Raw genomic sequence first — 25,248 nt, forward strand, 5'->3', positions numbered from 1 at the left:
TCACCCCAGTTCGCAGCCCACCAGCACCGGCTCCGGGTGCAGCTCCACCCCGAACGCCGCCCGCACACCGTCGCGCACCTCGCGCGCCAGGTCCAACAGGTCCTCGGTGGTCGCACCGCCGCGGTTGGTCAACGCCAGCGTGTGCTTGCCGGACAACGCCACCCGGCCGCCGGGTCCGCGGTGCCCGCGGCCGAAGCCCGCCCGTTCGATCAACCACGCCGCCGACAGCTTCGAGGACCCGGCACCCGCCGGGTACGTCGGCACCTCGACGTGCGGGCCGAGGCGTTCGGCGATGCGGATCAGCACACCGGCCAGGGTGGAGTCGTCCAGCAGCGGGTTGGTGAAGAAGGAGCCCGCGCTCCACGTGTCGTGGTCGGCCGCGTCCAGCACCATGCCCTTGCCGCGCCGCAGTTCCAGCACCGCCTTGCGGGCCGCGTCGGCGGGCACCCGGTCGCCCGGCGCGACACCGAGCACCCTGGCCAGTTCGCCGTACCGGATCGGCGCGGACTGCCCGCCCGCGGTCAGCGCGAACCGCGCCCGCAGCACCACCGCCTGGTCGGTGCCCTTCAACACGCTCGTGCGGTACGCCAAGCCCAGGGCGTCGGCGGGCACCTGGTGCACCCGGCCCGTGCGCCGGTCCAGCAGGTCGACCGACGTGAGCACCTGCGCGACCTCCACGCCGTACGCGCCGACGTTCTGCACCGGGGTCGCCCCGACCAGGCCGGGGATGCCGGACAGGCACTCCAGCCCGCCCAGCCCCTGCGCCACGGCCTCGGCGACGACGGAGTCCCAGTCCTCGCCCGCCTCGACGGTGAGCTGCACCAGACCGTCGCCCAACGGGTCGAGCCGGCGGCCGGACGTGCCGACGGCCACCACGGTGCCGGCGAACCCGGCGTCGGACACCACGAGGTTCGAACCACCGCCGAGCAGCAACAACGGCTCGCCGTCGGCGTCCAGCGCGCGCACGGCCTCGACCAGTTCGGCGGCGGTGGTGGCGCGCGTGAACCTCTGCGCGGGGCCACCGAGCCGCAGCGTGGTGCACTCGGCCAGCGGCACACGGGCACTGGAGGGCGGGGTGGTCACGACCGAGAACGGTAGCCTCCGCGACATGGCACGCCGCATCGAGCACCGAACCACGTCACGCTGGCCCGCGCGGGACGTGTACGCAGCGCTGGTGGACCAGACGTACCTGAGGGACCGGCTCGCCCGGCTCGGCGGCACGAACCCCGAGCTGGTCGCCTTCACCACCACCGACCAGAGCACGTCCTACCAGCTCAGGCAGGGTGTGCCGGCGGACAAGCTGCCGTCGGTGGCACGTGGTCTGCTGGGCGGCGACCTCGTCATCGACCGCGCCGAGTCGTGGACCGAGGCGGGTCACGCGGGCACCGTCGAGGTGACGTTGAACGGCGTCCCGGGGCGGCTGGACGGCACGATCACGCTCGCCGACACCGCGAGTGGGAGCGAACTCACCCTCACCGGCCAGGTCAAGGTGAGCATCCCGATCATGGGCGGCAAGCTGGAGTCGGTGATCGCCGAGCAGGTGGCCCGGCTGCTGGACGCCGAGACCGAGTTCACCGCCGAATGGCTCGCACGCCGCGCCTAGCCGCGGGCCGGGCCCGTGCGCTCGGCCTGCCCACGAGGGGCACGACCAACCCGAACCGCCTGCGCCGGGTCGACCGGTGGGTCGCGCACGCCTACCGCGACCTGCTCTCCCAAGAGCAACCGCTGGTGGTGGACCTCGGGTACGGCTCGTCGCCGATCACCACGGTCGAGCTGGCCGCGCGGCTGCGCGTGGTCAACCCGGACGTGCGCGTGCTCGGCCTGGAGCTGGACGCCGAGCGGGTCGCCGCGGGCAAGGAGGTCGCCGACCCGCCGCGGCTGGACTTCCGGCGCGGCGGGTTCGAGCTGGCCGGGGCGCGGCCCGTGCTGCTGCGCGCGTTCAACGTGCTGCGCCAGTACACCGAGGAGCAGGCGGCCGAGGCGTGGGACACCATGGTCGCCCGGCTCGCGCCCGGCGGCGTGCTGGTGGAGGGCACGTGCGACGAGATCGGCCGCCGCTGCTCCTGGGTGGCGCTGACCGCCGACGGGCCGCGGACGTTCACCCTGTCCTGCCTGCCCGCCGACCTGGAGACGCCGGGCGACCTGGCCGAACGGCTGCCGAAGGCGTTGATCCACCACAACGTGCCGGGCGAGAAGGTGCATGCGCTGCTCCGCGAGCTGGACGCGTGCTGGGCGACGTGCGCGCCGTTCGCGCCCTACGGGCCGCGGGCCCGGTGGGTGCAGACCGTGCGGCTGCTCGCCGAACGCGGTTGGCCGGTGGCCGACGACCGGAAGCGGTGGCGGCTCGGCGAACTCACCGTGCCCTGGGACGTGGTGAGTCCCTAGGCTGTGCGGAGTGGACCACGCCGACTTCGTGCAGCAGCTGAGGACCCAGTACGCCGCCTTGCGCGCCGCCGCGGTGGCCGCCGGACCGGACGCACCCGTGCCGACGTGTCCCGGGTGGACCGTGCACGACCTGGTCGACCACGTGGGGCGCACCCACTCCTGGTCGTTGCGCGCCCTGCACACGCCGCCGGACGGCGAGCGACCCTCGTTCCAGGACCGCCCGTCCGACTGGGACGAGCTGCTCGACTGGGAGGACAAGGTGGTCGCGGAGCTGACCGACACGCTGGCCGGCACCACCTCGAACATGCCCGCGTGGACGTTCACCGGGCCCAAGACCTTCGCCTTCTGGTCACGCAGGCAGGCGCACGAGACGGCGATCCACCGGCTGGACGCCGAGCACGCGCGGCACGGCACGGACGTGCCGTCGCTGCTGTTCGACGTCGAGTTCGCGGCCGACGGCGTGGACGAGTGCCTGACCTGGATGCTGCCGATCGGCGCCCGGCGCAAGCCGGTCGAGCGGACGGGCCGGGTGCTGTTCCACGCCGCCGACGCCGGTCGGGCGTGGGAGCTGCGGCTCACCCGCGGCGAGCCGCCCGCGGTCGGCCCGATCACCGATTCCGGCACCGACGAGGACGCCACCGTGGCCGGCACGGCCGACGCGCTGTACCGGGCGGCGTGGGGTCGGCCGAGCGGGGCCATCACATCAGGTGATACGTCACTGCTGGACGGGTTGCCGCGACCGTAGATACTTCCCGTCGTGCCCCTGCCTGAACGCCGCTACGTGATCACCTTCGGCTGCCCCGACCGCACCGGCATCGTGGCGAGGATCTCCTCGTTCCTGGCCGAGCACGGCGGCTGGATCGTCGAGGCGGCCTACCACACCGATCCGACCACCAACTGGTTCTTCACCCGCCAGGAGGTCCGGGCGGACTCGCTGCCGTTCGACGTGGACGAGCTGCGGGCGCGGTTCGCCGAGGTGGCCCGCGACCTCGGCGCGCGTCCCGGCTCGTGGCGGGTCGCCGACTCCGGCGAGCGCAGGCGCGTGGTGATCCTCGTGTCCAAGGAGGGGCACTGCCTGTACGACCTGCTGGGCCGGGTGGCGTCGCACGAGCTGGACGTGGACGTGTCGGCGGTCATCGGCAACCACGCCGACCTGGCCGGGATCACCAGGGCGCACGGCATCCCGTTCCACCACGTGCCGTTCCCGGCGAACGACCCGGAGGGCCGGGCGGCGGCGTTCGCCCAGCTGCGGCAGCTGGTCGACGCGCACGACCCGCACGCGGTGGTGTTGGCGCGGTTCATGCAGATCCTGCCCGCGGAGCTGTGCGCGGACTGGGCCGGGCGGGCGTTGAACATCCACCACAGCTTCCTGCCGTCGTTCGTGGGCGCTCGGCCGTACCACCAGGCGCACGGCCGCGGCGTGAAGCTGGTCGGGGCGACGTGCCACTACGTGACCGCGGACCTCGACCAGGGGCCGATCGTGGAGCAGGACGTGATCCGGGTGGACCACACCGACTCCGTCAACGACATGGTGCGCAAGGGCCGTGACATCGAGAAGGTCGTGCTCTCGCGCGGTCTGCGGTGGCACTTGGAAGACCGCGTCCTGGTGCACGGCAACCAGACCGTCATCTTCTGATCGCGCGAGTCCTACGTTCGCGTCCCGTGAGTCCTACGTTCGCGTCCCGTGAGTCCTACGTTCGCGTCCCGTGAGTCCTACGTTCACGTCCCGTGAGTCTTACGTTCGCGTACCCCGAGTTCAACGCTCGCGATCGCACGAGTCGCGATCACCGCCGTGCCCGGCGTCGTAGGCTGCGCCGGTGCGCACCGAGTTCACCACTCTCGACCAGGTCCGCGCGGCGGGTGAGCTGAGGCACGCCGTGCTCGTCGGGCTCGACCTGAGCGAAGAGGAGTTGCGCGTGCCGATGGACGGCGCGCTCTTCCTCGGCTGCACGCTCTCGCCGGTCGGCCAACGGCGGGCGGCGGCGGCCGGTGCGCTGGTCTTCCCGGCCATCCCCGACCTGCCCTACGACGTGTACCGGTCGCGGCTGTACACGCCGGCGGAGCTGTTCGCCGGGTTCGACCCGGACGACCCGATCACCTACGCCGACACCCCGGACGCCCTGATCTACCAGCACAGCCGGGCGCAGGGCCACAACCCCGACCCGCTGCACGCGTTGGCCGAACGCCTGCACGACCACGCGATCACCGAGGCGTTGGCGGACGCCCTGCCCGAACGGCCGGTGGCCGTGATGGGCGGGCACGCGCTGGGCCGGGACACCGACGGCTACCGGCGGGCGGTGGGGTTGGGCGCGGCGCTCGGCGAGGCCGGGTTCACCGTGCTGACCGGCGGCGGGCCGGGCGTGATGGAGGCCGTGCCGCTCGGCGTGCGGATCGGCGTGGACGAGCCGACGCTGAAGGACCTGGCCACCGCGCCGAGGTTCGGCGGCGACGCCGAGTCCATCGGCCGCTGGATCGCCGCGTGCCCGCCCGACCTGCCGACGTCCGACCCGTCGGGTTCCGGCAAACCCCGCACGATCGGCATCCCGACCTGGTTCTACGGCCACGAGCCGCCGAACCCGGCGTGCGAGCTGCACGCCAAGTACTTCGCCAACTCGGTGCGCGAGGAGGGCCTGCTCACCGTGGCCAGCGGCGGCATCATCTACACGCCGGGCAGCGCGGGCACCGTGCAGGAGGTCTTCCAGGACTACTGCCAGAACCACTACGGCTCGGTCGGCCCGGCCGCGCCGATGGTGTTCCTGGGCAAGGACTTCTGGGTCGACGAGCTCCCGGTCGCCCCGCTGGTGCGACGGCTGGCCCGGGGACGTGACGCCGAGCGCTGGATCCTGGTCACCGACGACACCGACGAGGCGGTCGACTTCCTGCGCCAGTACGGCTAGCGCGCGAGGCCCTCCACGACCTCGGCGCCCGGCAGCTTGGCCAGCACCTCGCCGGGCACGAGGAGCTTGCTGCCCCGGATGCCGCTGCCGATCACCAGTTCCGGCGCGGCGGCCACCTCCGGTGACAGCAGCACGGGCCAGTCGGCGGGCAGGCCGACGGGCGTGATGCCGCCGTACTCCATGCCGCTGAGCGCCACCGCGTCGTCCATCGGCGCGAACGACGCCTTGCGTGCGTCCAACCTCCGCCGCACGACGCCGTTCACGTCGGCACGCGTGGTCGCCAGCACGACGCACGCCGCGTACCGGATGGTGTCACCACGCTTGCCCGCGACGACGACGCAGTTCGCCGACGTCTCCAACGGCGAGCCGTAGTGCGCGCAGAACTCCGCCGTGTCCGCCAACGTGGGGTCGATCTCCGCGACCGCGAGCCGTCCGCCGTCCGCCATCGACCGGAGCGCGGCGGCCACCGGGTCGGCCACCAGGTCCAGTCGGTCGAGCGCGGGCACGGGGGTCAGGGTTCCTGCGATGGTCCACACACCGACCATCCTGCCGGCCGGCCTTGACGTTGACGTTACGTCAACCCCTACCGTGGTCGGCACAGGGAGGGAGCACGGTCATGGCCTGGTCGATCGCGCAGGTCGCACGGATGTCGAAGGTGACTTCGCGGACGTTGCGGCACTACGACGCGATCGGCCTGCTCGAACCGGCGTGGATCGGCGGCAACGGCTACCGGTACTACGAGCGCGAGCAGCTGCTCAAGCTCCAGCGGATCCTGCTGCTGCGCGACCTGGGACTCGGCCTCGACACCGTCGCCGAGGTCCTGGACGGGCGGCACCGGACGGTCGACGTGCTGCGCAACCACGCGCGGTGGCTGGCCGCCGAGCAGGAACGGCTGGCGAAGCTGGCGCGGACCGTCTCCCGCACGATCGACGAGCTGGAAGGGGGTGACGAGATGAAGATGGAAGAGCTGTTCGACGGCTTCGACGCCGACCGCCAGGCCCGCTACGAGGCGGAGCTGGTGGAGCGCTACGGCGACCAGGCGCGGCGGCACATCGACGAGGGCAAGCGCCGGATGCAGGGCTGGACCAAGGCTGACGCCGACGGCTACCTGGCCGAGTGGCGGGCGATCGTCCAGGCCTACGCCGACGTGTTCCGCGCCGGTGTCGCGGCCGACGCGCCGCGGGCGCTGGAGGTGACCGACCGGCACCACACCTGGCTGTCCAGGAGTTGGACCCCGAACCGGGAGTCCTACACCGGCCTCGGTGAGCTCTACGCCGACGCGCCGGAGTTCAAGAGCCAGTTGGACGAGCACGGCGCGGGCTTGGCGGAGTACGTCCGCGACGCCATCGCGGCCTACGCCGCGGCACGCCTGTAGCGCAAGCCGCCGGTAAAGAGCAGGCCCACGGGGAGGTGCACATCCCCGTGGACCCGACCCTCGCGAGACGTGTCAGATGTCCTGGAGCCCGAACGCCTTGAGCGCCTCGCGGTTGAACGCCGGCAGGTCGTCGGGCTTGCGGCTGGTCACCAGGGTCCACCCGGCCTTGTCGCACACCCGCACCTCCTCGTCCGACCAGTCGCCGCCCGCGTTGCGGATGTCGGTGGCCAGGCTCGGGAACGAGGTCAGCACCTTCCCGCGCACCACGTCGGCCTCCACCAGCAGCCACGGCCCGTGGCAGATCGCCGCGACCGGCTTGCCCGCGGCCACGTGCTGCTTGACGAACCGCACCGCGTCGCGGTCCATCCGCAGGAAGTCGGCGTTGGCCACCCCGCCGGGGATCACCACGGCGTCGTAGTCCATCGGGTCGGCGTGCGCGAACGGCACGTCGACGTCGAACGTGTCGGCGGGCGTCAGGTGGTCGAACGCCTGCACCTGCCCCAGCTTGGGCGCGAGCAGCCTCGGCACCGCGCCTGCCTTCTCCACGTGCTGCCAGGGCTCGGTCAGCTCGACCTGCTCGATGCCCTCCGTGTCGACCAGGAATGCGATCTTCTTCTGTTCGGCCATGCCTTCCGGCTACCCCCGCAGGAAGTCGGACAACCACCCGCGGACGTCACCCCGGTGGGTCGTCCACGACGGCACCAGCTCCAGCCGACCACCCGGGAACGCGGCGGCCACCTGCTTGGCCACGTCCTCGGGGTGCAGCGGGTCGTCGGTCGCGCCGATCACCAGCACCGGGGCGGTGACCCGGGCCAACACCGCGCGGTCGGCGACCGCGACCCGGCCGGGCAGCTCGGTCAGGGCGCCGTCGAGCCGGGCGAACGCCTGCCGCCGCTGCGCCTGGTAGTCCGGCGGCCCGCCGACGGCGGTGATCGCCTCCTCGCGGTCGAGCAAGCGCCTCGGCTCGTCCAGCACGGCGGGAAGCAGCAGCACCACGCGGTCGAACGCGTCGGGTTCCTCGGCGAGCAGGGCCAGCAGCGCCCCCGCCGTCAGCGACACGCCGATCGCCCTGGTCGCGCCGGTCTCCCGGGCGACGTCGCGCAGGTCGGCGGCGATGCGCCGGTAGTCCCAGTAACCCTCCGGCGCGTCCGGCGCGTCGCCGTGCGAGGGGAGGGTGACCACGACCTTCGTGCCGGGCAGCCCGGATGCGGGCAGACGGGCCTCACCCGGTGTCGCGCCCAGGCCGTGGCCGACGAGCGTGACGGGGGCGCCGGAGCCGAAGCTCCGGTGCGTCACCACCGCGGGCCGCGCTGGACCTCGATCAGCCGGGGCCGGACGTCGACCACGTACACCGTGACCGCGACCAGCCCGGCGAGCCAGAACATGGCGCCGGCGGTGAACGGGTGGAACAGCAGCAGCGCGAACAGGCCGCCGCCGGTGATGCCGAGCCACGCGGGCTTGGTCATGCGCTCGGCCGCCGTGTAGGCGTCGGCGCGCTGCGACAACGCGTGCGCGAACGCGAACACGCCCATGACCAGCGCGGCGTAGTACGCCGCGAACATGACCCAGGCGTCCAGGTAGAGGGGACTGAAGGCCGGGAACGGTGGCAACACGCCTCCAGCCTACGTGCGTCGTGCGGTCGCGGTACAGCCGAAACGGGGCGCCCTCGGTGGACGCCCCGTGTCGGTCGGGTCACTTGCCGCTGTCGGAGGGCTTCTTCGCCGTGGTGGGACGGGTGGCCGTGCTCTTCGTCGCGGCCGCGGGCTTGGTGGCCGTGACCGGCTTCGTCGCTGCGGGCTTGCGCGGCGCGGCGGCCTTGCGGGTGGTGCTGCGCACCTCGGCGGCGACGTCACCGCCGACCTCGACGACCGTCTCGGCCAGCTTCTCGCTCGCGTCGTCCACGTCGTCGGCGACCTTCTCGCCGACCGCGCGGGTGCGGCGGGAGACCTTGCCGAGCACGTCGTCGGCCAGCACGCGGGCGTCGGCGGCGGCGGCGCCGGTGCGCTTCTGCGCGGTCTCGACGGCCTCCTCGACCTGGTGCAGCGCCTTCTGCAGGCCCGGCTGGGTCTTCAGCTTCTCCAGCGCCTCCTCGCCGTGCTGGGCGAGGAACTGGTAGAGGTTCAGCGCGGACTGCGTGTAGGCGTCCACGACCTTGCGCAGCTCGGCCGGGTCCAGCTTGTCGCGCAGGTCCTTGCGCAGGTCGGTCGTCTCGGCCGCGGTCTTGGCCGACTCGGCGCGCTCGCGGGCCTTGTTCAACGCCTCGATGACGGCCTTGGCGGCCAGGTCACCGGCGCCCAGGGCGGCGAGCAGCGGCGTGCGCGCGGCGGCGACGGCCTGCTCGCCCGCCTTGCGCAGTTCCTCGGTGGTGGGCAGGTTCGGCATCGGGATCACTCCTCTGACCGGCTTCGATCCGGCTCGGTCTGGTCTGCTGGCTTCGTGGTCTGGTCGCCGGTTGCGGCCTGGTTTCCGGTGTTCTCCCGCCGGAACGACTCGTAGACGTCGAGCAACACCTGTTTCTGCCGCTCGGTCAGGTCGGGGGCGGTGACGATGGCGTCCGCGAGGGCGCCGCCCTCGCGCTGCTCCAGGATCCCGGCCTCGACGTAGAGCGCCTCGGCCGAGATTCTCAGCCCTTTGGCGATCTGCTGCAGGATCTCCGCGCTCGGCTTGCGCAGCCCGCGTTCGATCTGGCTCAGGTACGGGTTGGAGACCCCGGCGAGCCTGGCCAGCTGCCGCAACGAGATCTTCGCCGTGTTGCGCTGCTGGCGGATGTACTCGCCGATGTCGCGGCCGAGATCGGCCACCGCCTCGTCGATGGACTTGTCCAACTTCGCGGCACCTCCTCGATCCGTGTTCGACGGTACGCGGAGGTGCTAGCTCCTGCAAGCGCTCTGCTAGCGATCGGGACGTGTGCTCGCCCACAGCGCTACCGTGGACCGCGTGGACGTTGCGGCGAACCTGCGGGCCCGGCTGGTCGACTCGCTGCTGGCCGCCGACGTGCTGCACGACCCGCGGTGGGTGGACGCGTTTGGCCAGGTACCGAGGCACGTCTTCCTGCCGGGCTTCTTCGTCCAACGGCCCGACGGCGCCTGGGAGCCGGTCACCTCCGACCACCCGGACCACCTCGCGCTGGTCTACCGCAACGACGTCTGCGTGACCCAGCTCGACGGCGACGACCGGGCTTGGGAGCAAGCACTCGCACGCGGCGTCGTGACGGGAGTACCCACCAGTTCGTCGAGCATGCCGGCGATCATGGCGATCATGCTGGAGGCCCTGGCCGTCGCGCCGGGCGACCGGGTGCTGGAGATCGGCACCGGCACCGGCTACAACGCCGCCCTGCTCGGCCACGTGCTCGGCGACGCCCGGGTGACCTCGATCGACGTCGACCCCGGTGTGCTGGCGCGGGCGCGGGCCCGGCTGTCCGCCGCCGGGCACGACCCGACGTGCGTGGTGGGCGACGGCGAGCAGGGCTACGCGCCGCGTGCCCCTTACGACCGGGTCCTCGGCACGTGTGCCGTGTCACGCATCCCCGCGGCGTGGCTCGACCAGACCGCGCCCGGCGGGCTGATCGTGACCACGCTCAACCGGCCCATCGGCGCCGGGCTGGTGCGGCTGGCCGTGCGCGACGGGCAGGCCACCGGCCGCGTGCTGCTGGAGGACGGCCGGTTCATGCCGCTGCGCGCGCACCGGCAGGCGTGGGCCGACGACGCCCTGCTGGAGGCCTTGGACGCGGAGCCGCACACGTCCCGGACGACCCTGCTGTCGTCGCGCAGCGTGCTGGACCCGTCCAGCGCCTTCGAGTTCTTCGCCGGTCTCGCGCTGGCCGAGGTGGCGGTGGCGACCGACCCGATCCGCCTCGTGCACGCCGACGGCTCCTGGGTGCGGCACCGCGGCGCGGTCGTCGACCAGGGCGGGCCGCGTGCGCTGTGGGACGTCGCCGAAGCCGCCTACCGCCAGTGGCGCGCGCTGGGCAAACCGCGACGCCACCAGTTCACCTTCACCGCCACCCCGACCGAGCAGCACTTCGCCCTGGACGGCACCACCCTGACCTGGCCACTCCCGTGAGTCCTACGTTCGCGTCGCGCGTGTCCTACGTTCGGAACACCCGAATTCAACGCTCAGAACGGGCGCGGGGCGTTCAGTCGAGCAGCTCCTCCAGGAAGCTGCGCTTGCGGCGCGGGTAGTGCGGGTCGTGGTACCCGACCGGGTAGACGACCGGTGGCGCGGCGGGCGCGGTGCCGGGAGGCGGCTGGTACGGCGGCGGTGGCTGGTACGGCGGCGGCGCACCTGCCGGCTGCGTGCCGGCGAACGGCGCGCCGGGCGGCTGGTAGGGCGGCGGCGGACCGGCGGCGGGCGCGGGCGGCGCAGACGGCGTGGACGGTGCGCCGTCGGTCGACTCGGCCTCGTCCACGGGCAGGGTGCCCTCGATCGGCACGGACGCGGTCGGATCGGCGGCCGGCCCGGACACGGGCGCGGGAGCGGGCACGGGAGCGGGCACGGGAGCGGGCACGGGAGCGGGCACGGGAGCGGGCACGGGAGCGGGCACGGCCACCGGCACGGGCAGGGACGCGGGCACCGGAACGGACGGCGGCACGCCCTCCGGCCGGTAAGGCTGCGCGTAGTGCGCCCGCTCGGCGGCGATGATCTGCTCCAACTCGCCGCCGTCCAGGAAGACGCCCTTGCAGTTCTCGCACTGCTCGACGTGCACGGCACCGCGGCTGATGGTCCGCATCAGGTCCTGGCATTTCGGACAGATCACGTACCCGAGGGTACGCACGACACAGGGGTGACCGCGCCAACACCATCCGTGAGCGGTCAGTCATGATGCGGTGGTGTCCAGATTCCGCCAGCGGGCCGTGCTCACGGGGTGCGTGCTGGCCGCCGTGCTCGCCGCGGCCGGCCTGTTCGTCACCGACTACGGCATCGACCCCGACCTGTGGTTGACCGGCCTCGCCCTCGGCTTCCTGGCGCTGCTCGCCGCGCTGGACCCGTGGCTGCACCGCAAACGCGCCGCGGGCCTCGCCACCGACGACAACCTCGACGCCGCCGCGAGCGCCCTGGCCCGCGCGCTGCACGCCCAGTGGAACGAGGAGTGCCACGCCCGCGGCCTGCACGACCACGTCCTCGACCTGCACTGGAGCGCGATCGGCGGCGAACCCGGGCACAGCGACGCGGTCGTGCGCACGTTCCTGCGCAACCCGCGCGTGGTGTTCCTCGGCGAACCCGGCGCGGGCAAGAGCACGACGGCGATGATGCTGACCATCGGCCTGCTCGACCGCCACGTGGACGGCCCGGTGCCGGTGCTGCTGCCGCTGTCCACCTGGAACCCGGAGGCGGAGGACGTCCGCACCTGGATGACCCGGCGGCTCTACGAGGACCACCCGGCGCTGCGCAACACCGAGCTGTACGGCAGCTACGCGGCGGACCTGCTGGTCGAGCAACGCCGCGTGTTCCCCGTCCTCGACGGCCTGGACCAGATCCCGGCCGAGCGCCGCGCCGACGCGCTGGACCGCATCAACCGCGCGTTCCCCGGCACGCAGCCGCTGGTGCTGACCAGCCGGGTCGACGAGTTCGCCGAGGTGGGCGGACGGGTGGCGGGCGCGCAGGTCGTCGAACTCCAGCCGTTGGACCTGGAGGAGGTCGCGGGCTACCTGAGGTCGGTGTCCGACCCGGTGACCGCCGCCCGCTGGGAGCCGATCTTCCTGCACCTGCGCGACGAGCCGGACGGACGGCTGGCCGAGGCGCTGTCCACGCCGCTCGCGGTGTGGCTGGCGGGCGTGGTCTACGGGTACGGCGAGCCGAGCGAGCTGCTGGACCGCTCCCGGTTCCCCGACCGCCCCGCCATCGAGGACCACTTGGCGGACCTGCTGGTCAACGGCGCGTTCGGCGACCGCGGCGTGGCGCACCAGGCCCGGGCGAGCCAGGTCTGGCCACGGGAGAAGGCGGCCCGCTGGCTCGCGTTCCTGGCCACCGAGATGCGTCGGCGCGGCGTGCGCGAGCTGGGGTGGTGGGAGCTGCGCCGTTCGGTCGCCAGCACGTGGCTGGCGCTGCTCGGCGCGGTCGTCCTCGGCCTGATCGGCGGGTTCGGCGTGGCCTGGCTGATGGCCTACGCGAGCACGCCGAGGCTGGCCCCGATCACCGGTCTGGCCGCCGGCCTCGCGGTGGCGGTGGCCGCGCTGTACGCCTCCGGGCACCGCGTGCCGAAACCGCGGCTGGGCGTGTGGCGCAGCCTCCTGGTGGTCAGCGGCGTGCTCGGCACGGCGGCGGGTCTGGTGTTCGGCGCGCTGTACGGGCTGTCCGCGGGCCTGGTCGTGGGCCTGGGCATCGCGGTGGCGGTGGCGTTGCGATTCGGGCTGGGCAGCACCGCCGAGCTGAGCCACCCGTCGAGCCCGCGGTGGACGATGGCGCGCGACCGGATCGCGGTGTGGACCGGGTCGCTGGTGCTGGCCGTGGTGTTCGGCGCGGCGGCCGGGTTGGTGTTCGGGCCGACCCAGTCGGGCATGGTCGGGCTCGGGCTGGCCTGCGGGCTCATGCTCGGCTTCACGCTGTCGGTGCTGCACCTGCGCTGGTGGTGGTTCACCGTGGCGCGGATCTGGCTGGCGGCGCGCGGCAAGCTGCCGTGGGAGCTGATGGTGTTCCTGGAGGACGCGCGCAAGCTCGGCGTGCTGCGCCAGGCGGGCGCCGCCTACCAGTTCCGGCACGCGCTGGTGCAGGACCGGCTGGCGGGCGACCGCCCGTCCCCGGTGAGGTCAGACGCCGAGCTGGCGTAGCCGCGCGATCGCCTCGTCCAGCACCTCGTCGCGCTTGCAGAACGCGAACCGCACCAGGTGCCGCCACTGGTCGGGGTGGTCGGTGAACACCTGCACCGGCACGGCCGCCACGCCGATCCGCCCGGGCAGCTCGCGGCACAGCTGCGCGCCGTCGGTGAACCCGAGCGGGCGGACGTCGGCGGTGATGAAGTACGTGCCCTCGCTCGGCCGCACCGCGAACCCGGCCTCGGCCAGGCCGCCGGCCAGCCGCGACCGCTTGTCCTCCAGCGACGTGCGCAGGTCCTCGACCCACTTCAGCTCGTGCCGCAACGCGTGCGCCACGGCGGGCTGGAACGGCGCGGCGCCCACGAAGGTCAGGAACTGCTTGGCCGCGCGCACCGCGCCGATCAGCTCGGCCGGCCCGCACGCCCAGCCGACCTTCCAGCCCGTGCAGTTGAACGTCTTGCCCGCGCCCGAGATCGTGACGGTCCGCTCGGCCATGCCGGGGAACGTGGCCAGCGGCACGTGCGCCAGGCCGTCGAACACCAGGTGCTCGTACACCTCGTCGGTGATCGCCACGATGTCGTGCTCGACGCACAGCGCGGCCACGGCGGCCAGCTCGTCGCGGTTGAGCACGGTGCCGGTCGGGTTGTGCGGCGAGTTGATCAGCAACGCCCTGGTCCGCGGGCCGACGGCGGCGCGCAGCGCGTCCACGTCCAGCCCGAGCCGCCCGGTGCCCGGCTCCTCGACCAACCCGACGGTGCGGCGGGTCGCCCCGGCCAACGCCACCGAAGCCGCGTAGGAGTCGTAGTAGGGCTCGACGAGGACGACCTCGTCACCGGGCTCCACCAAGGCCAGCAACGCGGCCGCGATGGCCTCCGTGGCACCCACCGTCACCAGGACCTCGGTGTCGGGGTCGTAGTGCGTGCCGTAGCGCGCGCGGTGCTCGGAGATCGCCTGGCGCAGCTCCGGCATGCCGAGGCCGGGCGGGTACTGGTTGAGCCCGGCGTCGATGGACGCCTTGGCGACCTCCAGCATCCCGGTCGGGCCGTCGGTGTCCGGGAAGCCCTGCCCGAGGTTCACCGCCCCTGTCCGGTTCGCCAACGCCGTCATCTCGGCGAAGATCGTCGAGGTGAACGGCCTCATCCTGGGGACTAGCGCTGGTACCCGCACAACGTCGAATCTTCACGGACAATGGCGTCGTGGAGCAACTGACCCCCGCTGACCAGCTCAAGCGCCAGGGCCTGCGCCGGATGAAGCTCGTGGCGACCGGGTTCTTCCTGGCCGCGACCGCGATCTTCCTGGTGGCCCTGCTGGTGGAGGACGGCGGCCCGGCGTGGGTCGGGTACGTCCGCGCCGCGGCCGAGGCGGGCATGGTCGGCGCGTTGGCCGACTGGTTCGCCGTGACCGCCCTGTTCCGCAGGCCGCTGGGCCTGCCGATCCCGCACACCGCGATCATCCCGACCCGCAAGGACAGCTTCGGCGACGCGCTGGGGTCGTTCGTCGGGACGAACTTCCTGTCCGAGGCGGTGGTGCGGGACAAGCTGCGCCGGGCGGGCATCGGCCGGCGGCTCGGCGAGTGGCTCGCGCGGCCGGAGCACGCCGAGCGGGTGACGTCGGAGCTGTCCAACGTGGTGCGCGGCGCGGTGACCGTGCTGCGTGACGACGACGTGCAGGCCGTGGTCGAGCAGGCGCTGGTGCGCCGGTTGGTCGACCAGCCGTGGGGCCCGCCGCTGGGCAAGCTGCTGGGTCAGGTGCTCACCGACGGCGCGCACCACAAGCTCGTGGACCTGGTGTGCGACCGGGCCTACGACTGGGTGCGGGACAACTACGACAAGGTCATGGGCGTGGTGTCGGACCGGGCGCCGTCGTGGTCGCCGAAGTTCGTGGACTCGATGCTCGGCGACAAGGTCTACACCGAGCTGCTGAACTTCGCGTGGGCGGTGAAGACCGACGTCAACCACCCGATGCGGTTGGCGGTGGACCAGTTCCTGATCGAGTTCGCCGGCGACCTGCGCACCGACCCGGCGACCATGCAGCGGGCCGAGCAGGTCAAGCAGCAGCTGGTGACGCACCCGGACGTGCAGCGGCTCATCGGGTCGGCCTGGGGCACGGCGAAGAAGATGCTGCTCGACGCGGCCGAGGACCCGTCCTCGGAGCTGCGCAAGCGGGTGCGCGAGGGCTTGATCTCGTTCGGCGCGCGCATGGTGGACGACGAGTCGATGCGCGCCAAGGTCGACGGGTGGCTCGAAGGCGCGGCCGGGTACGTGGTCAGCAACTACCGCGACGAGATCACCACGTTGATCACCGACACGGTCGAGCGCTGGGACGCCGAGGAGACCTCGCGCAAGATCGAGCTGCAGGTCGGTCGCGACCTGCAGTTCATCCGCATCAACGGCACGGTGGTGGGCGCGCTCGCGGGCTTGGTGATCTACACCGTGAGCCGGCTGGTGACCTGAGCGCCCGAGGGCTCAGGTCACGCTCAGCGCGCGTCGTTCCCGCCAGTTCCGCGCCTTCTCCCGGTTGCCGCACGTCTGCATCGAGCACCAGGTGCGCGATCGGTTGCGCGAGCGGTCGAAGAACGCCCACCGGCAGTCGTCCGCCTGGCAGATCTTGAACCGCTCCCACGACCCGAGCACCGCGAGCCGGGCCGCCGCGCCGAGCACCGCGCCGAGCGCGTCGGTGCTGGACATCGTCGGCACGCCGTGGCTGAGGTCGACGCGGACCAGGCCCGCGGCGGGGGTGGGATCGGGGCCGTCGTGCCGTTCACCCAGCGATGCCCGCAGCGACGCACGAGCGGCGCGGACGTCTTGCGGGTCACCCGCCCGGCCCAGGCCGCGTTCGGTGACCCACGCGCGCCAAGCGGCGGCGCTGTCCAAGACGTCCGTGCCGAGTTCGAGGTCTCGGGTGTTCAGGAAAGCGAGCAGCAGCTCCACATCGTGTTCCGCATCGCCGGCTCGACCCTGCGTGAAAGCCGCGTGGTCCCAGCCGGCCGCCAGACCAGTCACCCCTCCACTGTAGGCGTCGGAGCCTCGCGATGTGGCGAAGTAACCGTCGAAGAACCGTGATCGGTTAGGCCTACTGCCCGTTCGGACCAGCCCGACCACTACGCCGACCAGGCTATGAACCGTGTGTATACCTCGTGTGTATAGTGCCTGGCATGTCGATCGGACACACCTTGCTGGGCCTGTTGGAAAAAGGTCCGCGGCACGGATACGACCTCAAGAAGGCCTACGACGAGCGCTTCGGCCACGACCGGCCGCTGCACTACGGGCAGGTCTACACGACGCTCTCGCGCCTGCTCCGCAACGGGCTGGTCGAGGAGGCGGGCGTCGAGGCGGGCGACGGTCCCGAGCGCAAGCGGTACGCGATCACGGACGCGGGCGTGACGGACGTGGAGCACTGGCTGGGCACACCGGAGAAGCCGGAGCCCTACCTCCAGAACACGCTCTACGCGAAGGTCGTGCTCGCGCTGCTGTCCGGTCGCAGCGCCGACGACGTGCTGGACGTCCAGCGCACCGCGCACCTGCGCACGATGCGCGAGCTGACCAAGCGCAAGGCGGACGGCGACCTCGCCGACCAGCTGATCTGCGACCACGCCCTGTTCCACCTCGAAGCCGACCTGCGCTGGCTGGAGCTCACCGCCGCGCGCCTCGGCCGACTCAAGACGGCGGTGACCCGATGAGCAGTGACCTGACGACCGAGGCGGACCCGGGGCAGCCCCTGCTGGAGGCACTCGACCTGCACAAGTCGTTCGGCCCGACGCCCGCGTTGGACGGCGCCGGCCTGAGCGTGCGCGCGGGCGAGGTGGTGGCCGTGATGGGGCCGTCCGGCTCGGGCAAGTCGACCCTGCTGCACTGCCTGGCCGGCATCCTCACCCCGGACCGCGGCACGGTGCGCTACCGCGACGTGGAGCTCAGCGCGATGGGTGACGGCCCGCGCAGCGAGTTGCGGCGCACCGACTTCGGCTTCGTGTTCCAGTTCGGCCAGCTGGTGCCCGAGCTGAGCTGCCTGGAGAACGTGGCGCTGCCGTTGCGGCTCGGCTCGGTCAAGCGCAAGGACGCCGAGGCCCGGGCCCGCGAGTGGCTGGAACGGCTGGAGGTGGCCGACGTCGCGGACAAGCGCCCCGGTGAGACCTCCGGCGGCCAAGGCCAGCGGGTCGCCGTGGCGCGCGCCCTGGTGACCGGCCCGCGGGTGGTGTTCGCCGACGAGCCGACCGGCGCGCTCGACTCGCTCAACGGCGAGCGCGTGATGCAGTTGCTGGTCACCGCGGCGAAGGAGGCGAACGCGGCGGTGGTGCTGGTGACGCACGAGCCGCGGGTGGCGGCCTACTCCGACCGCGAGGTCGTGGTCCGCGACGGCCGGTCCCGCGAGATGGAGCCGGTCACGTGAGGCGGTGGTTCTCCGACCTGGCGCTCGGTGTGCGGCTGGCGGTCGGCGGCGGTCGCACGTCGTGGGTCCGGCTCGCGTTGACCGGCGCGGGCATCGGCATCGGCGTGGCCGTGCTGCTCGCCGCGTCGTCGGTGACCTCGGTGCTGTCCGAACGCGCCGAGCGGCAGGCCGGCGCCGAGCCCGTCTCCGGCGAGGCGACGTCGGGCGACGTGCTGTACTCCACCTTCTGGAACACCGAGTACCGGGGCGAGTCGATCACCGGCCGGTTCGTCAAGCCGAGCGGCCCGGGCGCACCGGTGCCACCGGGCATGTCGAGGGTGCCCGGCGACGGCGAGATCGTGGTGTCGCCGGCGATGGCGGAGCTGCTGGCCGGGCCGGAGGGCGAGCTGCTCCGGGAGCGGTTCCCGCAGCGGGTGGTCGGCACGATCGGCCAGGACGGGCTCAACGCGCCGCACGACCTGAAGTTCTACGCCGGTGACGCGACCGTGGACGAGGCCGCCGGCGACGTGATCACCCGGTTCGGCGGCCAGCGGCAGGACCGCACCCTCGACCCGATCCTGTCCCTGCTGATCATGGTCGGCGTGGTCGCGCTGCTGTTCCCGGTGCTGGTGTTCGTGGGCATCACCACCCGGTTGGCGGGCGCCGAGCGCGACCGCAGGCTGGCGGCGCTGCGGCTGGTCGGCGCGGGCGCGCAACGGGTGCGCCGGATCGCGGCCGGCGAGGCGTTGCTCGGCGCGTCCGTCGGCCTGGCCGTCGGCGCGGCGCTGTTCTTCGCCGCACGGCAGTTCGTGAAGGACATCCAGCTGCTGGGGATCAGCGTGTTCGTCAGCGACCTGACCCCGGCGCCGGCACTGGCGGCGCTGATCGTGGTGCTGGTGCCGGTCATGGCCGTGCTGACGTCGGTCGTCGCGATGCGCCGCACGGTGGTCGAGCCGCTGGGCGTGGTGCGCCGGACCAAACCGGTGCGGCGGGTGCTGTGGTGGCGCACGGTGCCGATCGGGCTCGGCGTGCTGGCGCTGCTCACCCAGGCCGGCGCGTTCGGCGGCGCGGAGATCGACGGGTCGTCCGAGATCGTGATCGGCGGCATCATCCTGCTGCTGCTGGGCATCCCGGTGCTGCTGCCGTGGGTGGTCGAACGGGCGGTGGGCAGGCTGCGCGGCGGCGCGCCGTCGTGGCAGCTGGCGATCCGCAGGTTGCAGCTGGAGAGCGGCACGGCGGCGCGCGTGGTCGGCGGCGTGGCCGTCGTCCTGGCGGGCGGGATCGCGCTGCAGTCGGTGATGGCCAGCGCGCAGAGCCAGGTCATGGCGCGGCCGTTGTTGCAGGCGGACCCGGGCCGCATGGTGGTCAACCTCCAGGCGTCGACGCCCGAGATGACCGAGCAGGCCGTGGGCTTGGTGGAACGGTCGGCCGGTGTCCGAGGGGTGCACCCCATGCGGTCGGTGGGGTTCAAGTCGGGCGAGCAGGACTACCACTCGATGACGGTCGGCACGTGCGAGGTGCTGACCGCGATGGTGGCGCTGCCGAGCTGCCGGGACGGCGACGCGTTCCACCTCGCCGCCGCCGCATCCCACCGCTCCGGCTACCCGAAGGTCGAGGCGGGCCAACGGGTTTCGATGTTCGCGAGCTCCGAGGAACGGGAGCCGAGCCTGGCGTGGACGGTGCCCGCGTTCACCGACGTCGAGGTGCCCGACGACCGCCCCGGGCAGCTGTCGGGACTGCTGGTCACGCCGTCCTTGGTGAAGGACCTGCCGGCCGGGGCGGGCGACGTCAGGATCCTCGTGCGGATCGACGAGTCCCAGGCCGACGTCGCCGAGCACGTCCGCAACGCCCTGGCCCCGCTGACGTGGCGCACCTACGTGTCGTACTTCGGCCAGGTCGACGTGGCCGAACGGGTGCAGGAGTTCCAGAGCATCCGGCAGGCGCTGCTGGCCGGTTCGCTGATCACGTTGCTGCTGGCGGGCGCCAGCCTGCTGGTGCTGGCGCTGGAGCAGGTCCGCGAACGCAGGCGGCCGCTGGCCGTGCTGGCGGCGAGCGGCGTCCCGCGCGGCGCGCTGAGCCGGTCGCTGCTCTGGCAGAACGCGGTGCCGCTGCTCCTGGCGCTGGTCGTGGCGGTGACCGTGGGCGGCGGTCTGGCGGTCCTGCTGCTGCGGATCATCTCCCAGCCGGTCGTGCTCGACTGGCCGGGGATCGGCCTGCTCAGCGGTGCCGCCGCCCTGATGGTCGTGGTCGTGACCCTGCTGTCGCTGCCGTCCCTGCGACGGGCCACCGGCGCCCTCGGCCTGCGTTCGGAGTAGGCCGAGGCGGGCGTCGCCGCCCCTCGAAGCCCCCAAGCCCGGGGCGGCGACGCCGTCTCACTCGGCACGCCGAAGCCACGTCCGAGCGCTCCGAGACGTCTGAGGAGATGTGACCCCATTTCCCCACCACACCCACCACGGCCCCGAACGGGGCGGCCGGAGCACGCGGGACGCGCTCCGATGAGGTGGGCCGCCGACCTGGTCCTCGGCATCCGACTGGCCGTCGGGGGCAGCCGGACGTCGTGGGCCAGGTTGGCGCTCACCGCCGCCGGCGTGGGCCTCGGCGTCACCGTCCTGCTGCTGGCCGCCTCCATCGGCCCGGCCCGGGAAGCGAAGTCCCAACGCGTGCAGGCCGCGTCCCTCGACCCGGCGACGACCAACGCGACCCTGAAAGCACGCCACGTCAGCGTTTCCTGGCAGGGGCGCCGCATCACCGGCGTGGAACTGGCCGCCACCACCCCGGACGCCCCCGCGCCACCCGGCGTCGGCCGCATACCCGGACCGGGCGAACTGGTCGTCTCACCCGAGCTGTTCGACCTGATGCGCACCGAGGACTCGGTCCGCGCCCGCTTCCCGGAGCGCGTCATCGGCGTGATCGCGGACGCGGGCCTGCCCAGGCCGAAGTCCCTGATCTTCTACGCGGGCCTGTCCGACGCCCACCTCGACGACGCCCACCCGGCCACCGGCTTCGGCAGCGACCAGCCGCCGTCGACCCTGCTGCCGGTCTACCGGCTGCTCATGGTGGCCGCGATCAGCGCCCTGCTCGTCCCGCTCGGCATCTTCATCCTGGTCGCCACCCGCCTCGGCGCCACCGGCCGGGCCCAGCGCCTGGCCGCGATCCGCCTGGTGGGCGCGTCCCGCCGGCAGATCCGCTGGATCGCCAGCGGCGAGACGTTGACCGGTGCGGTGCTCGGGCTGTTCGTCGGCGAGGCGCTGTTCTTCGCCGCCCGGCCGCTCGCCCGGTTCATCGAGGTCGAGGGCGTCGGCTTCTTCCCCACCGACCTGCTGCCCGACCCGCTGCTCGGCGCCCTGATCGCGCTCGGTGTGCCGGTGGTCGCGGTGGTGTCCGCCCTGCTGGCGCTGCGCACCGAGGACGTCGGCCCGCTCGGGCTGTCCCGCGCGGTCGAACTGCCGCGGCACCGCGCGTGGTGGCGGTTCGGGCTGATCGGCGCGGGCGCGGTGCTGATCGTGGTGATCTCCGCGATCGGCGGCTACTGGCAGGTGATGGCCGACGCGCGCCTGGCCGTCGGGCTCGGCCTGGGCATCGCGCTGGTCCTGGCGGGCACCGGCGCGGTGCTGCCGTGGCTGGTCGGCCAGGTCGCCCACCGCCTCGAACCCGACGGCGTCGCACCGCTGCTCGCCCTGCGCACCCTGCGCTTCGACGCGGGCACGCCCCGCGTGCTGGCCGGCGTCGTGGTCGTGCTGACCGGTTCGCTGACGTTGCAGGTGTTGCTCGGCGTGGCGGCCCAGTTCACCACCGCGCAGCCGTCGGACACGCCCGACCGCTGGGTGCTCGACCTGCCCGCCGACACCGAGGTCCGACCGCTGGAGGAGGCGATCGCGCTGGTCGGCGGTGTGCGCGAGGTCAGCGAGGTGCGCATGTACGGCTCCGGGAACGGCTTCATCACCAGCACCGACTGCACCGAGATCGCCGAGCGCCTGGAGGTGACCGACTGCGTCGACGGAGCCGCCTACCTGGTCGGCGCGGGCCCGGAGCCGGGCACGAAGCTCCTCGTCGAGGGGCAGCCGTGGGTCGTGCCGCCGTACCGGGCGGTGGCCGGGCGGGGCGACGTGTCCGGCCTCGTCGTGGCGGGCGGGGCCGATCCGGTGCTGGCCGCCGTGCCGCCGACCGAGCTCGTCGTGCGCGGCGACCCGGACGAGTCGTTCGGCGACCGCCTGCTGGCCGCCACCGGCCGTGCCGACCGGGGCGTGACGCTGCGCCGGCAGGCGGAGGCCGGGCAGGTCGAGTTGTTCACGTCCCTGCGCAGCGGGGTCATCGGCGGATCGGTGCTGCTCACCCTGCTGGCCGTGATCGGGCTCGCGGCGGCGGCCGTGGACCAGGTCTTCGAACGCCGCCGGCCCACGGCCGTGCTGGCCGCGAACGGCGTGCCGCCGAAGGTGCTGGCGGTGTCCGCGCTGTGGCAGTCGGCGATACCCGCCGCGGTCGGCATCGGCCTGGCCATCCCGATCGGCCTGGGCACCGCGTGGCTGGTCGCGCCCGCCGGGCGGTTCCGGGTCGACTGGTCCGAGGTCGCCACCACGGTCGCCGCCGCGGCGGTCGTCGTGCTCGTGGTGTCGCTGTGCACGTTGCCCGCGCTGCGTTCGGCGATCCGGCCGGCGAGCCTGCGAACCGAGTAGCGACGCACGGGAAGCAGCGCCGGTTCCCCCGACCACACCATCGGGCGGCACCGGTATCCCCAGGTCAGACCGGGTTCTCTCAAGGAGCATGCATGATCGGACGAACACTGAGCTGCTGACCCTCGCCCACCGCGGTGACGCCGCGGCGTGGCACGAGATCGTCCGCCGGTACGCGCGCCTGGTCTGGGCGGTGCCGCGGTCGCACCGGCTGGGACCGGACGACGCGGCCGACGTCTGCCAGGCCACCTGGCTGGCGCTGGCCGAGAACCTGTCCCGCATCCGCCGCCCGGAGCGGCTGGGCGCGTGGCTGGTCACCACCACCCGGCGCGAGACGCTGACCGTGCTGCGGCTGCGCGGCCGGGAAGCGCCGCTCGACCTGTGGGAGGCGCCCGACGACGGGCCGACGCCGGAGGACGTGGCGGTCGCGCGTGACGCCGGGCTGTGGCGGGCGTACGCCACGTTGACCGACCGCTGCCGGGAGATCCTGCGGCTGGCCGCGTTCGCGCCGGAGCTGTCGTTCACGCAGGTCGCCGAGGCCGTCGGGGTGCCGGTGAACAGCCTGGGCGCCACCCGCGGCCGGTGCCTGGCCGTGCTGCGCCGCCGCCTCGGCGTGGAGGCGGCCCGGTGACCGACGACCGGGAACTGCTCGACGCCCTGGCCCACCTGGTGGACGACCTCGACCCGGCACCCGAGGCCCTCGCCGTCCGGGCGCGGTCCGCGCTGGTCGAACGCACCGACGCGGCCGCGCTGCGGCTGCTGTCCGACTCGGTCCGCGTCGACCCGCCCGGCATGCGCGGCCGCGGCGGCACGCGCCGGGTCACCTTCACCGACCTCGACCTGCGGCTCGACCACCTCGCGGGCGGTCTGCACGTCACCGGGCTGACGCGCGCCGGTGTCCTCGCGGTGGCGCGCTGGCCGGGAGGTCAGGTGACGGCGGCGGTGGACGAGGCGGGCTGGTTCCACGTGGAGCGGGTGCCGTTCGGGCCGGTCCGGTTCGTGCTCCGGGGCACGGGCCGTGATCAGGCCACGCCGTGGTTCGTCGCATGACGCCCCGCCGGACGACGCCGCGCGACCACGTCACGTCCGACCGTTCGCTGGCCCTGGTCAGCCGCGCGGAAGCGCTGCTGGACAACGGTCTCGTGCGGGAGGCCGACGTGCTCCTGCGGCCGGCGGTGAGCTCGCGGCTGCCCGAAGCGCTGCTGCTCGCCGCGCGGTGTGCGTTGCGGGACGGCGACTTCCCCGCCGCACGCGCGTTGGCCGCCGAGGCGGAGGACCTGTTCCTCGGCGAGAACCGGACGTCGTCGATGCCGGCCGCCCGCGCGGTGGCCCTGCTCGCCGGTGCTCCCGGTTCGCCGACCGAGGTGGCCGACGCGTGCGACCGGCACGGCTTCCCCGACGACGCGGCCGAGCTGCGGCTCCGGCACGCGCCCGAGCAGGCGGCCGCTCGCCGCGACCGGGGCACGTCCCGGTCCAGGGCCATCGGCTGGCTGGCCCGCGCCCGACTCGCGCCGACCCGACGTGACGCCGTGGCCGCGTGCCGGGCAGGGCTGGCGCGGCACGATCCCGACACCCGTGGAGACCTGGTGGACATCGCCCTCGACCATGCCTTGACCAGCGCGGACGCCCGATCTGCGTGGCGTTGGAACGAACGCAGGCCCGCCGATCCGACGCAGCCGGCACCCGAGGTCGCGCGGGCGCGGGCCGAGCTGCGCCTCGCCCGCGTGCAGGGTGACCGGGACCGGATCGCACGGCTGGAACGCGAGATCCGCGGGCTCGCGCGCTCGACACCGGCGTCCGGGCGACCGGCCGTCGCGCTGAACGACGTGGTGGACGCGCTGGGCGACCGGGCGCTGCTGGTCTTCATCAGCCACCGCGGGCGGTTGTTCGCGGTGTCCGTGGTCGGTCGCCGGGTCGGGCTGCACGACTTCGGCGAGGCCCGGACCGCCGCGCGGCACGTCCGCTCGCTGTCGCTGGCCGACGCGCCGCACGCGGTGGCCGACCTGGACCGCCTGCTGCGGCCGGCCGGCGACCGGCCACTGGTGGTCGTGCCGAGCCCGGAACTGGCGCGGATGCCGTGGGCCGCGCTGCCGTCCGGGCGCGGCCGGGCGATCTCGGTGGCGCCGTCGGCGAGTTGCTGGCACCGGGCGGACACCCGGCCGTTGGCGCTGGCGAACCGCCTCTGGGTGGCCGGGCCGTCGCTGCTGCACGCGCACCGGGAGGTCGAGGCGTTGCGCGAGGCGCACGGTGGGCGGATCCGGTCCACTGTGGACGAGGCGTTGCGGGGAATGGCGGACGCGGATGTCGCGCACATCGCCGCGCACGGTGTGCGACAAGGGCAGGAAAACGAATTGTTCTCGTATCTGCAATTGGAGGACGGGCCGCTGCACGGGTATGAACTCGACGATTTGGCGCGAGTGCCTCCGGTGGTGGTGCTCTCGGCGTGCGAATCGGGGTTGGCGAGCGTGTTGCTGCGGCGCGGTGCGCGGGTGGTCGTGGAGAGCGTGCGCGCGGTGCCGGACGACCGGGTGGTCGACCTGATGGTGGACCTGCACGCGAACCTGGCACAGCCCGCGCAAGCGCTTGCGGACGCGCAGGCCCGGCACGGTGACCTGGGCTTCGTCTGCGTGGGCTCGGGATGATCGCGTGCTCGCGTCATACCATCGAGGGACACTCGAACGGGTCAATAGGACCGTGGGGGCGAAGCCGCCGGTCAGACGTCCACACCGGACACGACACCCGCGTCCACAACGGACAATCAGGCCCATCACACCATCAGGTGGACACGACGGACTGTGTTCGGA

At 73.3% G+C, this 25,248-nt stretch carries 26 protein-coding genes; 16 read left to right on the plus strand and 10 right to left on the minus strand.

Going from position 1 to position 25,248, the window contains the following annotated elements:
• Nucleotides 1-1,110: a UDP-N-acetylmuramate dehydrogenase gene (locus ACYVLT_RS29110; protein ID WP_461123367.1), complete on the minus strand. Its 1,110-nt coding sequence runs from the start codon at nucleotides 1,108-1,110 to the stop codon at nucleotides 1-3.
• On the opposite strand from ACYVLT_RS29110, the gene ACYVLT_RS29115 reads away from it, so the two are divergent.
• The 5 genes from ACYVLT_RS29115 (at nucleotide 1,109) to ACYVLT_RS29135 (ending at nucleotide 5,282) form a co-directional block, all read left to right on the plus strand.
• Nucleotides 1,109-1,603: a DUF2505 domain-containing protein gene (locus tag ACYVLT_RS29115; RefSeq protein WP_461123368.1), complete on the plus strand. Its 495-nt coding sequence runs from the start codon at nucleotides 1,109-1,111 to the stop codon at nucleotides 1,601-1,603. The two genes, ACYVLT_RS29110 and ACYVLT_RS29115, sit on opposite strands and share 2 nt — an antisense overlap.
• Nucleotides 1,582-2,385, plus strand: a complete 804-nt coding sequence (locus tag ACYVLT_RS29120) for a class I SAM-dependent methyltransferase (protein ID WP_461123369.1) — start codon at nucleotides 1,582-1,584, stop codon at nucleotides 2,383-2,385. The genes ACYVLT_RS29115 and ACYVLT_RS29120 overlap by 22 nt, the downstream gene beginning before the upstream one ends.
• A gap of 10 nt (nucleotides 2,386-2,395) precedes the next feature.
• Nucleotides 2,396-3,130 carry a maleylpyruvate isomerase family mycothiol-dependent enzyme gene (locus tag ACYVLT_RS29125; RefSeq protein ID WP_461123370.1) on the plus strand — a complete coding sequence of 245 codons (735 nt, stop codon included), beginning with the start codon at nucleotides 2,396-2,398 and terminating at the stop codon, nucleotides 3,128-3,130.
• A gap of 12 nt (nucleotides 3,131-3,142) precedes the next feature.
• Nucleotides 3,143-4,021: a formyltetrahydrofolate deformylase gene (gene purU / locus ACYVLT_RS29130; protein ID WP_461123371.1), complete on the plus strand. Its 879-nt coding sequence runs from the start codon at nucleotides 3,143-3,145 to the stop codon at nucleotides 4,019-4,021.
• Nucleotides 4,022-4,202: 181 nt separating this feature from the next.
• Nucleotides 4,203-5,282: an LOG family protein gene (locus tag ACYVLT_RS29135; protein ID WP_461123372.1), complete on the plus strand. Its 1,080-nt coding sequence runs from the start codon at nucleotides 4,203-4,205 to the stop codon at nucleotides 5,280-5,282.
• On the opposite strand, the gene ACYVLT_RS29140 is transcribed toward ACYVLT_RS29135, so the two are convergent.
• On the minus strand, nucleotides 5,279-5,827 hold the full coding sequence (locus ACYVLT_RS29140; RefSeq protein WP_461123373.1) for a YbaK/EbsC family protein: 549 nt from the start codon (nucleotides 5,825-5,827) through the stop codon (nucleotides 5,279-5,281). The two genes, ACYVLT_RS29135 and ACYVLT_RS29140, sit on opposite strands and share 4 nt — an antisense overlap.
• A 71-nt stretch (nucleotides 5,828-5,898) precedes the next feature.
• On the opposite strand from ACYVLT_RS29140, the gene ACYVLT_RS29145 reads away from it, so the two are divergent.
• Nucleotides 5,899-6,657 carry a MerR family transcriptional regulator gene (locus ACYVLT_RS29145; RefSeq protein WP_461123374.1) on the plus strand — a complete coding sequence of 253 codons (759 nt, stop codon included), beginning with the start codon at nucleotides 5,899-5,901 and terminating at the stop codon, nucleotides 6,655-6,657.
• 72 nt (nucleotides 6,658-6,729) lie between these two features.
• On the opposite strand, the gene ACYVLT_RS29150 is transcribed toward ACYVLT_RS29145, so the two are convergent.
• From ACYVLT_RS29150 to ACYVLT_RS29170, 5 genes are all read right to left on the minus strand, one after another.
• Nucleotides 6,730-7,284 carry a type 1 glutamine amidotransferase domain-containing protein gene (locus ACYVLT_RS29150; RefSeq protein WP_461123375.1) on the minus strand — a complete coding sequence of 185 codons (555 nt, stop codon included), beginning with the start codon at nucleotides 7,282-7,284 and terminating at the stop codon, nucleotides 6,730-6,732.
• Nucleotides 7,285-7,293: 9 nt separating this feature from the next.
• Entirely contained in the window at nucleotides 7,294-7,956 is a 663-nt protein-coding gene (locus tag ACYVLT_RS29155; protein ID WP_461123376.1) for an alpha/beta fold hydrolase, read from the minus strand.
• Complete coding sequence (locus tag ACYVLT_RS29160) at nucleotides 7,950-8,234, minus strand: DUF2516 family protein (RefSeq protein WP_360452858.1); 285 nt, start codon at nucleotides 8,232-8,234, stop codon at nucleotides 7,950-7,952. The genes ACYVLT_RS29155 and ACYVLT_RS29160 overlap by 7 nt, the downstream gene beginning before the upstream one ends.
• Before the next feature lie 115 nt (nucleotides 8,235-8,349).
• Entirely contained in the window at nucleotides 8,350-9,039 is a 690-nt protein-coding gene (locus tag ACYVLT_RS29165; protein ID WP_461123377.1) for a hypothetical protein, read from the minus strand.
• Nucleotides 9,040-9,044: 5 nt separating this feature from the next.
• Nucleotides 9,045-9,482, minus strand: a complete 438-nt coding sequence (locus tag ACYVLT_RS29170) for a helix-turn-helix domain-containing protein (RefSeq protein ID WP_461123378.1) — start codon at nucleotides 9,480-9,482, stop codon at nucleotides 9,045-9,047.
• Between the two features lie 112 nt (nucleotides 9,483-9,594).
• Between ACYVLT_RS29170 and ACYVLT_RS29175 the strand changes: the two genes are divergently transcribed.
• Nucleotides 9,595-10,719: a methyltransferase domain-containing protein gene (locus ACYVLT_RS29175; protein WP_461123379.1), complete on the plus strand. Its 1,125-nt coding sequence runs from the start codon at nucleotides 9,595-9,597 to the stop codon at nucleotides 10,717-10,719.
• A 73-nt stretch (nucleotides 10,720-10,792) separates the two neighbouring features.
• Here the strand turns inward: ACYVLT_RS29175 and ACYVLT_RS29180 are convergent, their stop codons facing one another.
• A complete protein-coding gene (locus ACYVLT_RS29180; RefSeq protein WP_461123380.1) occupies nucleotides 10,793-11,413 on the minus strand; it encodes a TFIIB-type zinc ribbon-containing protein in 621 nt (206 codons plus the stop codon).
• 73 nt (nucleotides 11,414-11,486) lie between these two features.
• Between ACYVLT_RS29180 and ACYVLT_RS29185 the strand changes: the two genes are divergently transcribed.
• Nucleotides 11,487-13,424, plus strand: coding sequence for an NACHT domain-containing protein (locus ACYVLT_RS29185; RefSeq protein WP_461123381.1), 1,938 nt, complete (start codon nucleotides 11,487-11,489; stop codon nucleotides 13,422-13,424).
• Here the strand turns inward: ACYVLT_RS29185 and ACYVLT_RS29190 are convergent.
• The gene (locus ACYVLT_RS29190) at nucleotides 13,404-14,576 is read right to left on the minus strand and encodes a pyridoxal phosphate-dependent aminotransferase (protein WP_461123382.1); all 1,173 of its coding nucleotides are present in this window, start codon (nucleotides 14,574-14,576) and stop codon (nucleotides 13,404-13,406) included. The genes ACYVLT_RS29185 and ACYVLT_RS29190 overlap by 21 nt on opposite strands.
• Nucleotides 14,577-14,605: 29 nt before the next feature.
• Here ACYVLT_RS29190 and ACYVLT_RS29195 point away from each other — a divergent pair, with 29 nt between their 5' ends.
• The gene (locus ACYVLT_RS29195) at nucleotides 14,606-15,862 is read left to right on the plus strand and encodes a DUF445 domain-containing protein (protein WP_461123383.1); all 1,257 of its coding nucleotides are present in this window, start codon (nucleotides 14,606-14,608) and stop codon (nucleotides 15,860-15,862) included.
• 12 nt (nucleotides 15,863-15,874) lie between these two features.
• On the opposite strand, the gene ACYVLT_RS29200 is transcribed toward ACYVLT_RS29195, so the two are convergent.
• Nucleotides 15,875-16,411 (minus strand): CGNR zinc finger domain-containing protein, encoded by a 537-nt coding sequence (locus tag ACYVLT_RS29200; protein WP_461123384.1) that lies wholly within the window; start codon nucleotides 16,409-16,411, stop codon nucleotides 15,875-15,877.
• A gap of 152 nt (nucleotides 16,412-16,563) precedes the next feature.
• Here ACYVLT_RS29200 and ACYVLT_RS29205 point away from each other — a divergent pair, with 152 nt between their 5' ends.
• The 7 genes from ACYVLT_RS29205 (at nucleotide 16,564) to ACYVLT_RS29235 (ending at nucleotide 25,086) form a co-directional block, all read left to right on the plus strand.
• The gene (locus ACYVLT_RS29205) at nucleotides 16,564-17,088 is read left to right on the plus strand and encodes a PadR family transcriptional regulator (protein WP_461123385.1); all 525 of its coding nucleotides are present in this window, start codon (nucleotides 16,564-16,566) and stop codon (nucleotides 17,086-17,088) included.
• Nucleotides 17,085-17,795 carry an ABC transporter ATP-binding protein gene (locus ACYVLT_RS29210; RefSeq protein WP_461123386.1) on the plus strand — a complete coding sequence of 237 codons (711 nt, stop codon included), beginning with the start codon at nucleotides 17,085-17,087 and terminating at the stop codon, nucleotides 17,793-17,795. The genes ACYVLT_RS29205 and ACYVLT_RS29210 overlap by 4 nt, the downstream gene beginning before the upstream one ends.
• Nucleotides 17,792-20,089, plus strand: a complete 2,298-nt coding sequence (locus tag ACYVLT_RS29215; protein ID WP_461123387.1) for an FtsX-like permease family protein — start codon at nucleotides 17,792-17,794, stop codon at nucleotides 20,087-20,089. The genes ACYVLT_RS29210 and ACYVLT_RS29215 overlap by 4 nt, the downstream gene beginning before the upstream one ends.
• Nucleotides 20,090-20,269: 180 nt before the next feature.
• Nucleotides 20,270-22,447 carry an FtsX-like permease family protein gene (locus ACYVLT_RS29220; RefSeq protein ID WP_461123388.1) on the plus strand — a complete coding sequence of 726 codons (2,178 nt, stop codon included), beginning with the start codon at nucleotides 20,270-20,272 and terminating at the stop codon, nucleotides 22,445-22,447.
• 88 nt (nucleotides 22,448-22,535) lie between these two features.
• Nucleotides 22,536-23,075 carry an RNA polymerase sigma factor gene (locus ACYVLT_RS29225; RefSeq protein ID WP_461123389.1) on the plus strand — a complete coding sequence of 180 codons (540 nt, stop codon included), beginning with the start codon at nucleotides 22,536-22,538 and terminating at the stop codon, nucleotides 23,073-23,075.
• The gene (locus tag ACYVLT_RS29230) at nucleotides 23,072-23,494 is read left to right on the plus strand and encodes a hypothetical protein (RefSeq protein ID WP_461123390.1); all 423 of its coding nucleotides are present in this window, start codon (nucleotides 23,072-23,074) and stop codon (nucleotides 23,492-23,494) included. Before ACYVLT_RS29225 ends, ACYVLT_RS29230 begins: the two co-directional genes overlap by 4 nt.
• Nucleotides 23,491-25,086, plus strand: a complete 1,596-nt coding sequence (locus tag ACYVLT_RS29235) for a CHAT domain-containing protein (RefSeq protein WP_461123391.1) — start codon at nucleotides 23,491-23,493, stop codon at nucleotides 25,084-25,086. Before ACYVLT_RS29230 ends, ACYVLT_RS29235 begins: the two co-directional genes overlap by 4 nt.
• Nucleotides 25,087-25,248 lie beyond the last annotated feature (162 nt).

It is taken from the genome of Saccharothrix stipae, assembly GCF_054781895.1.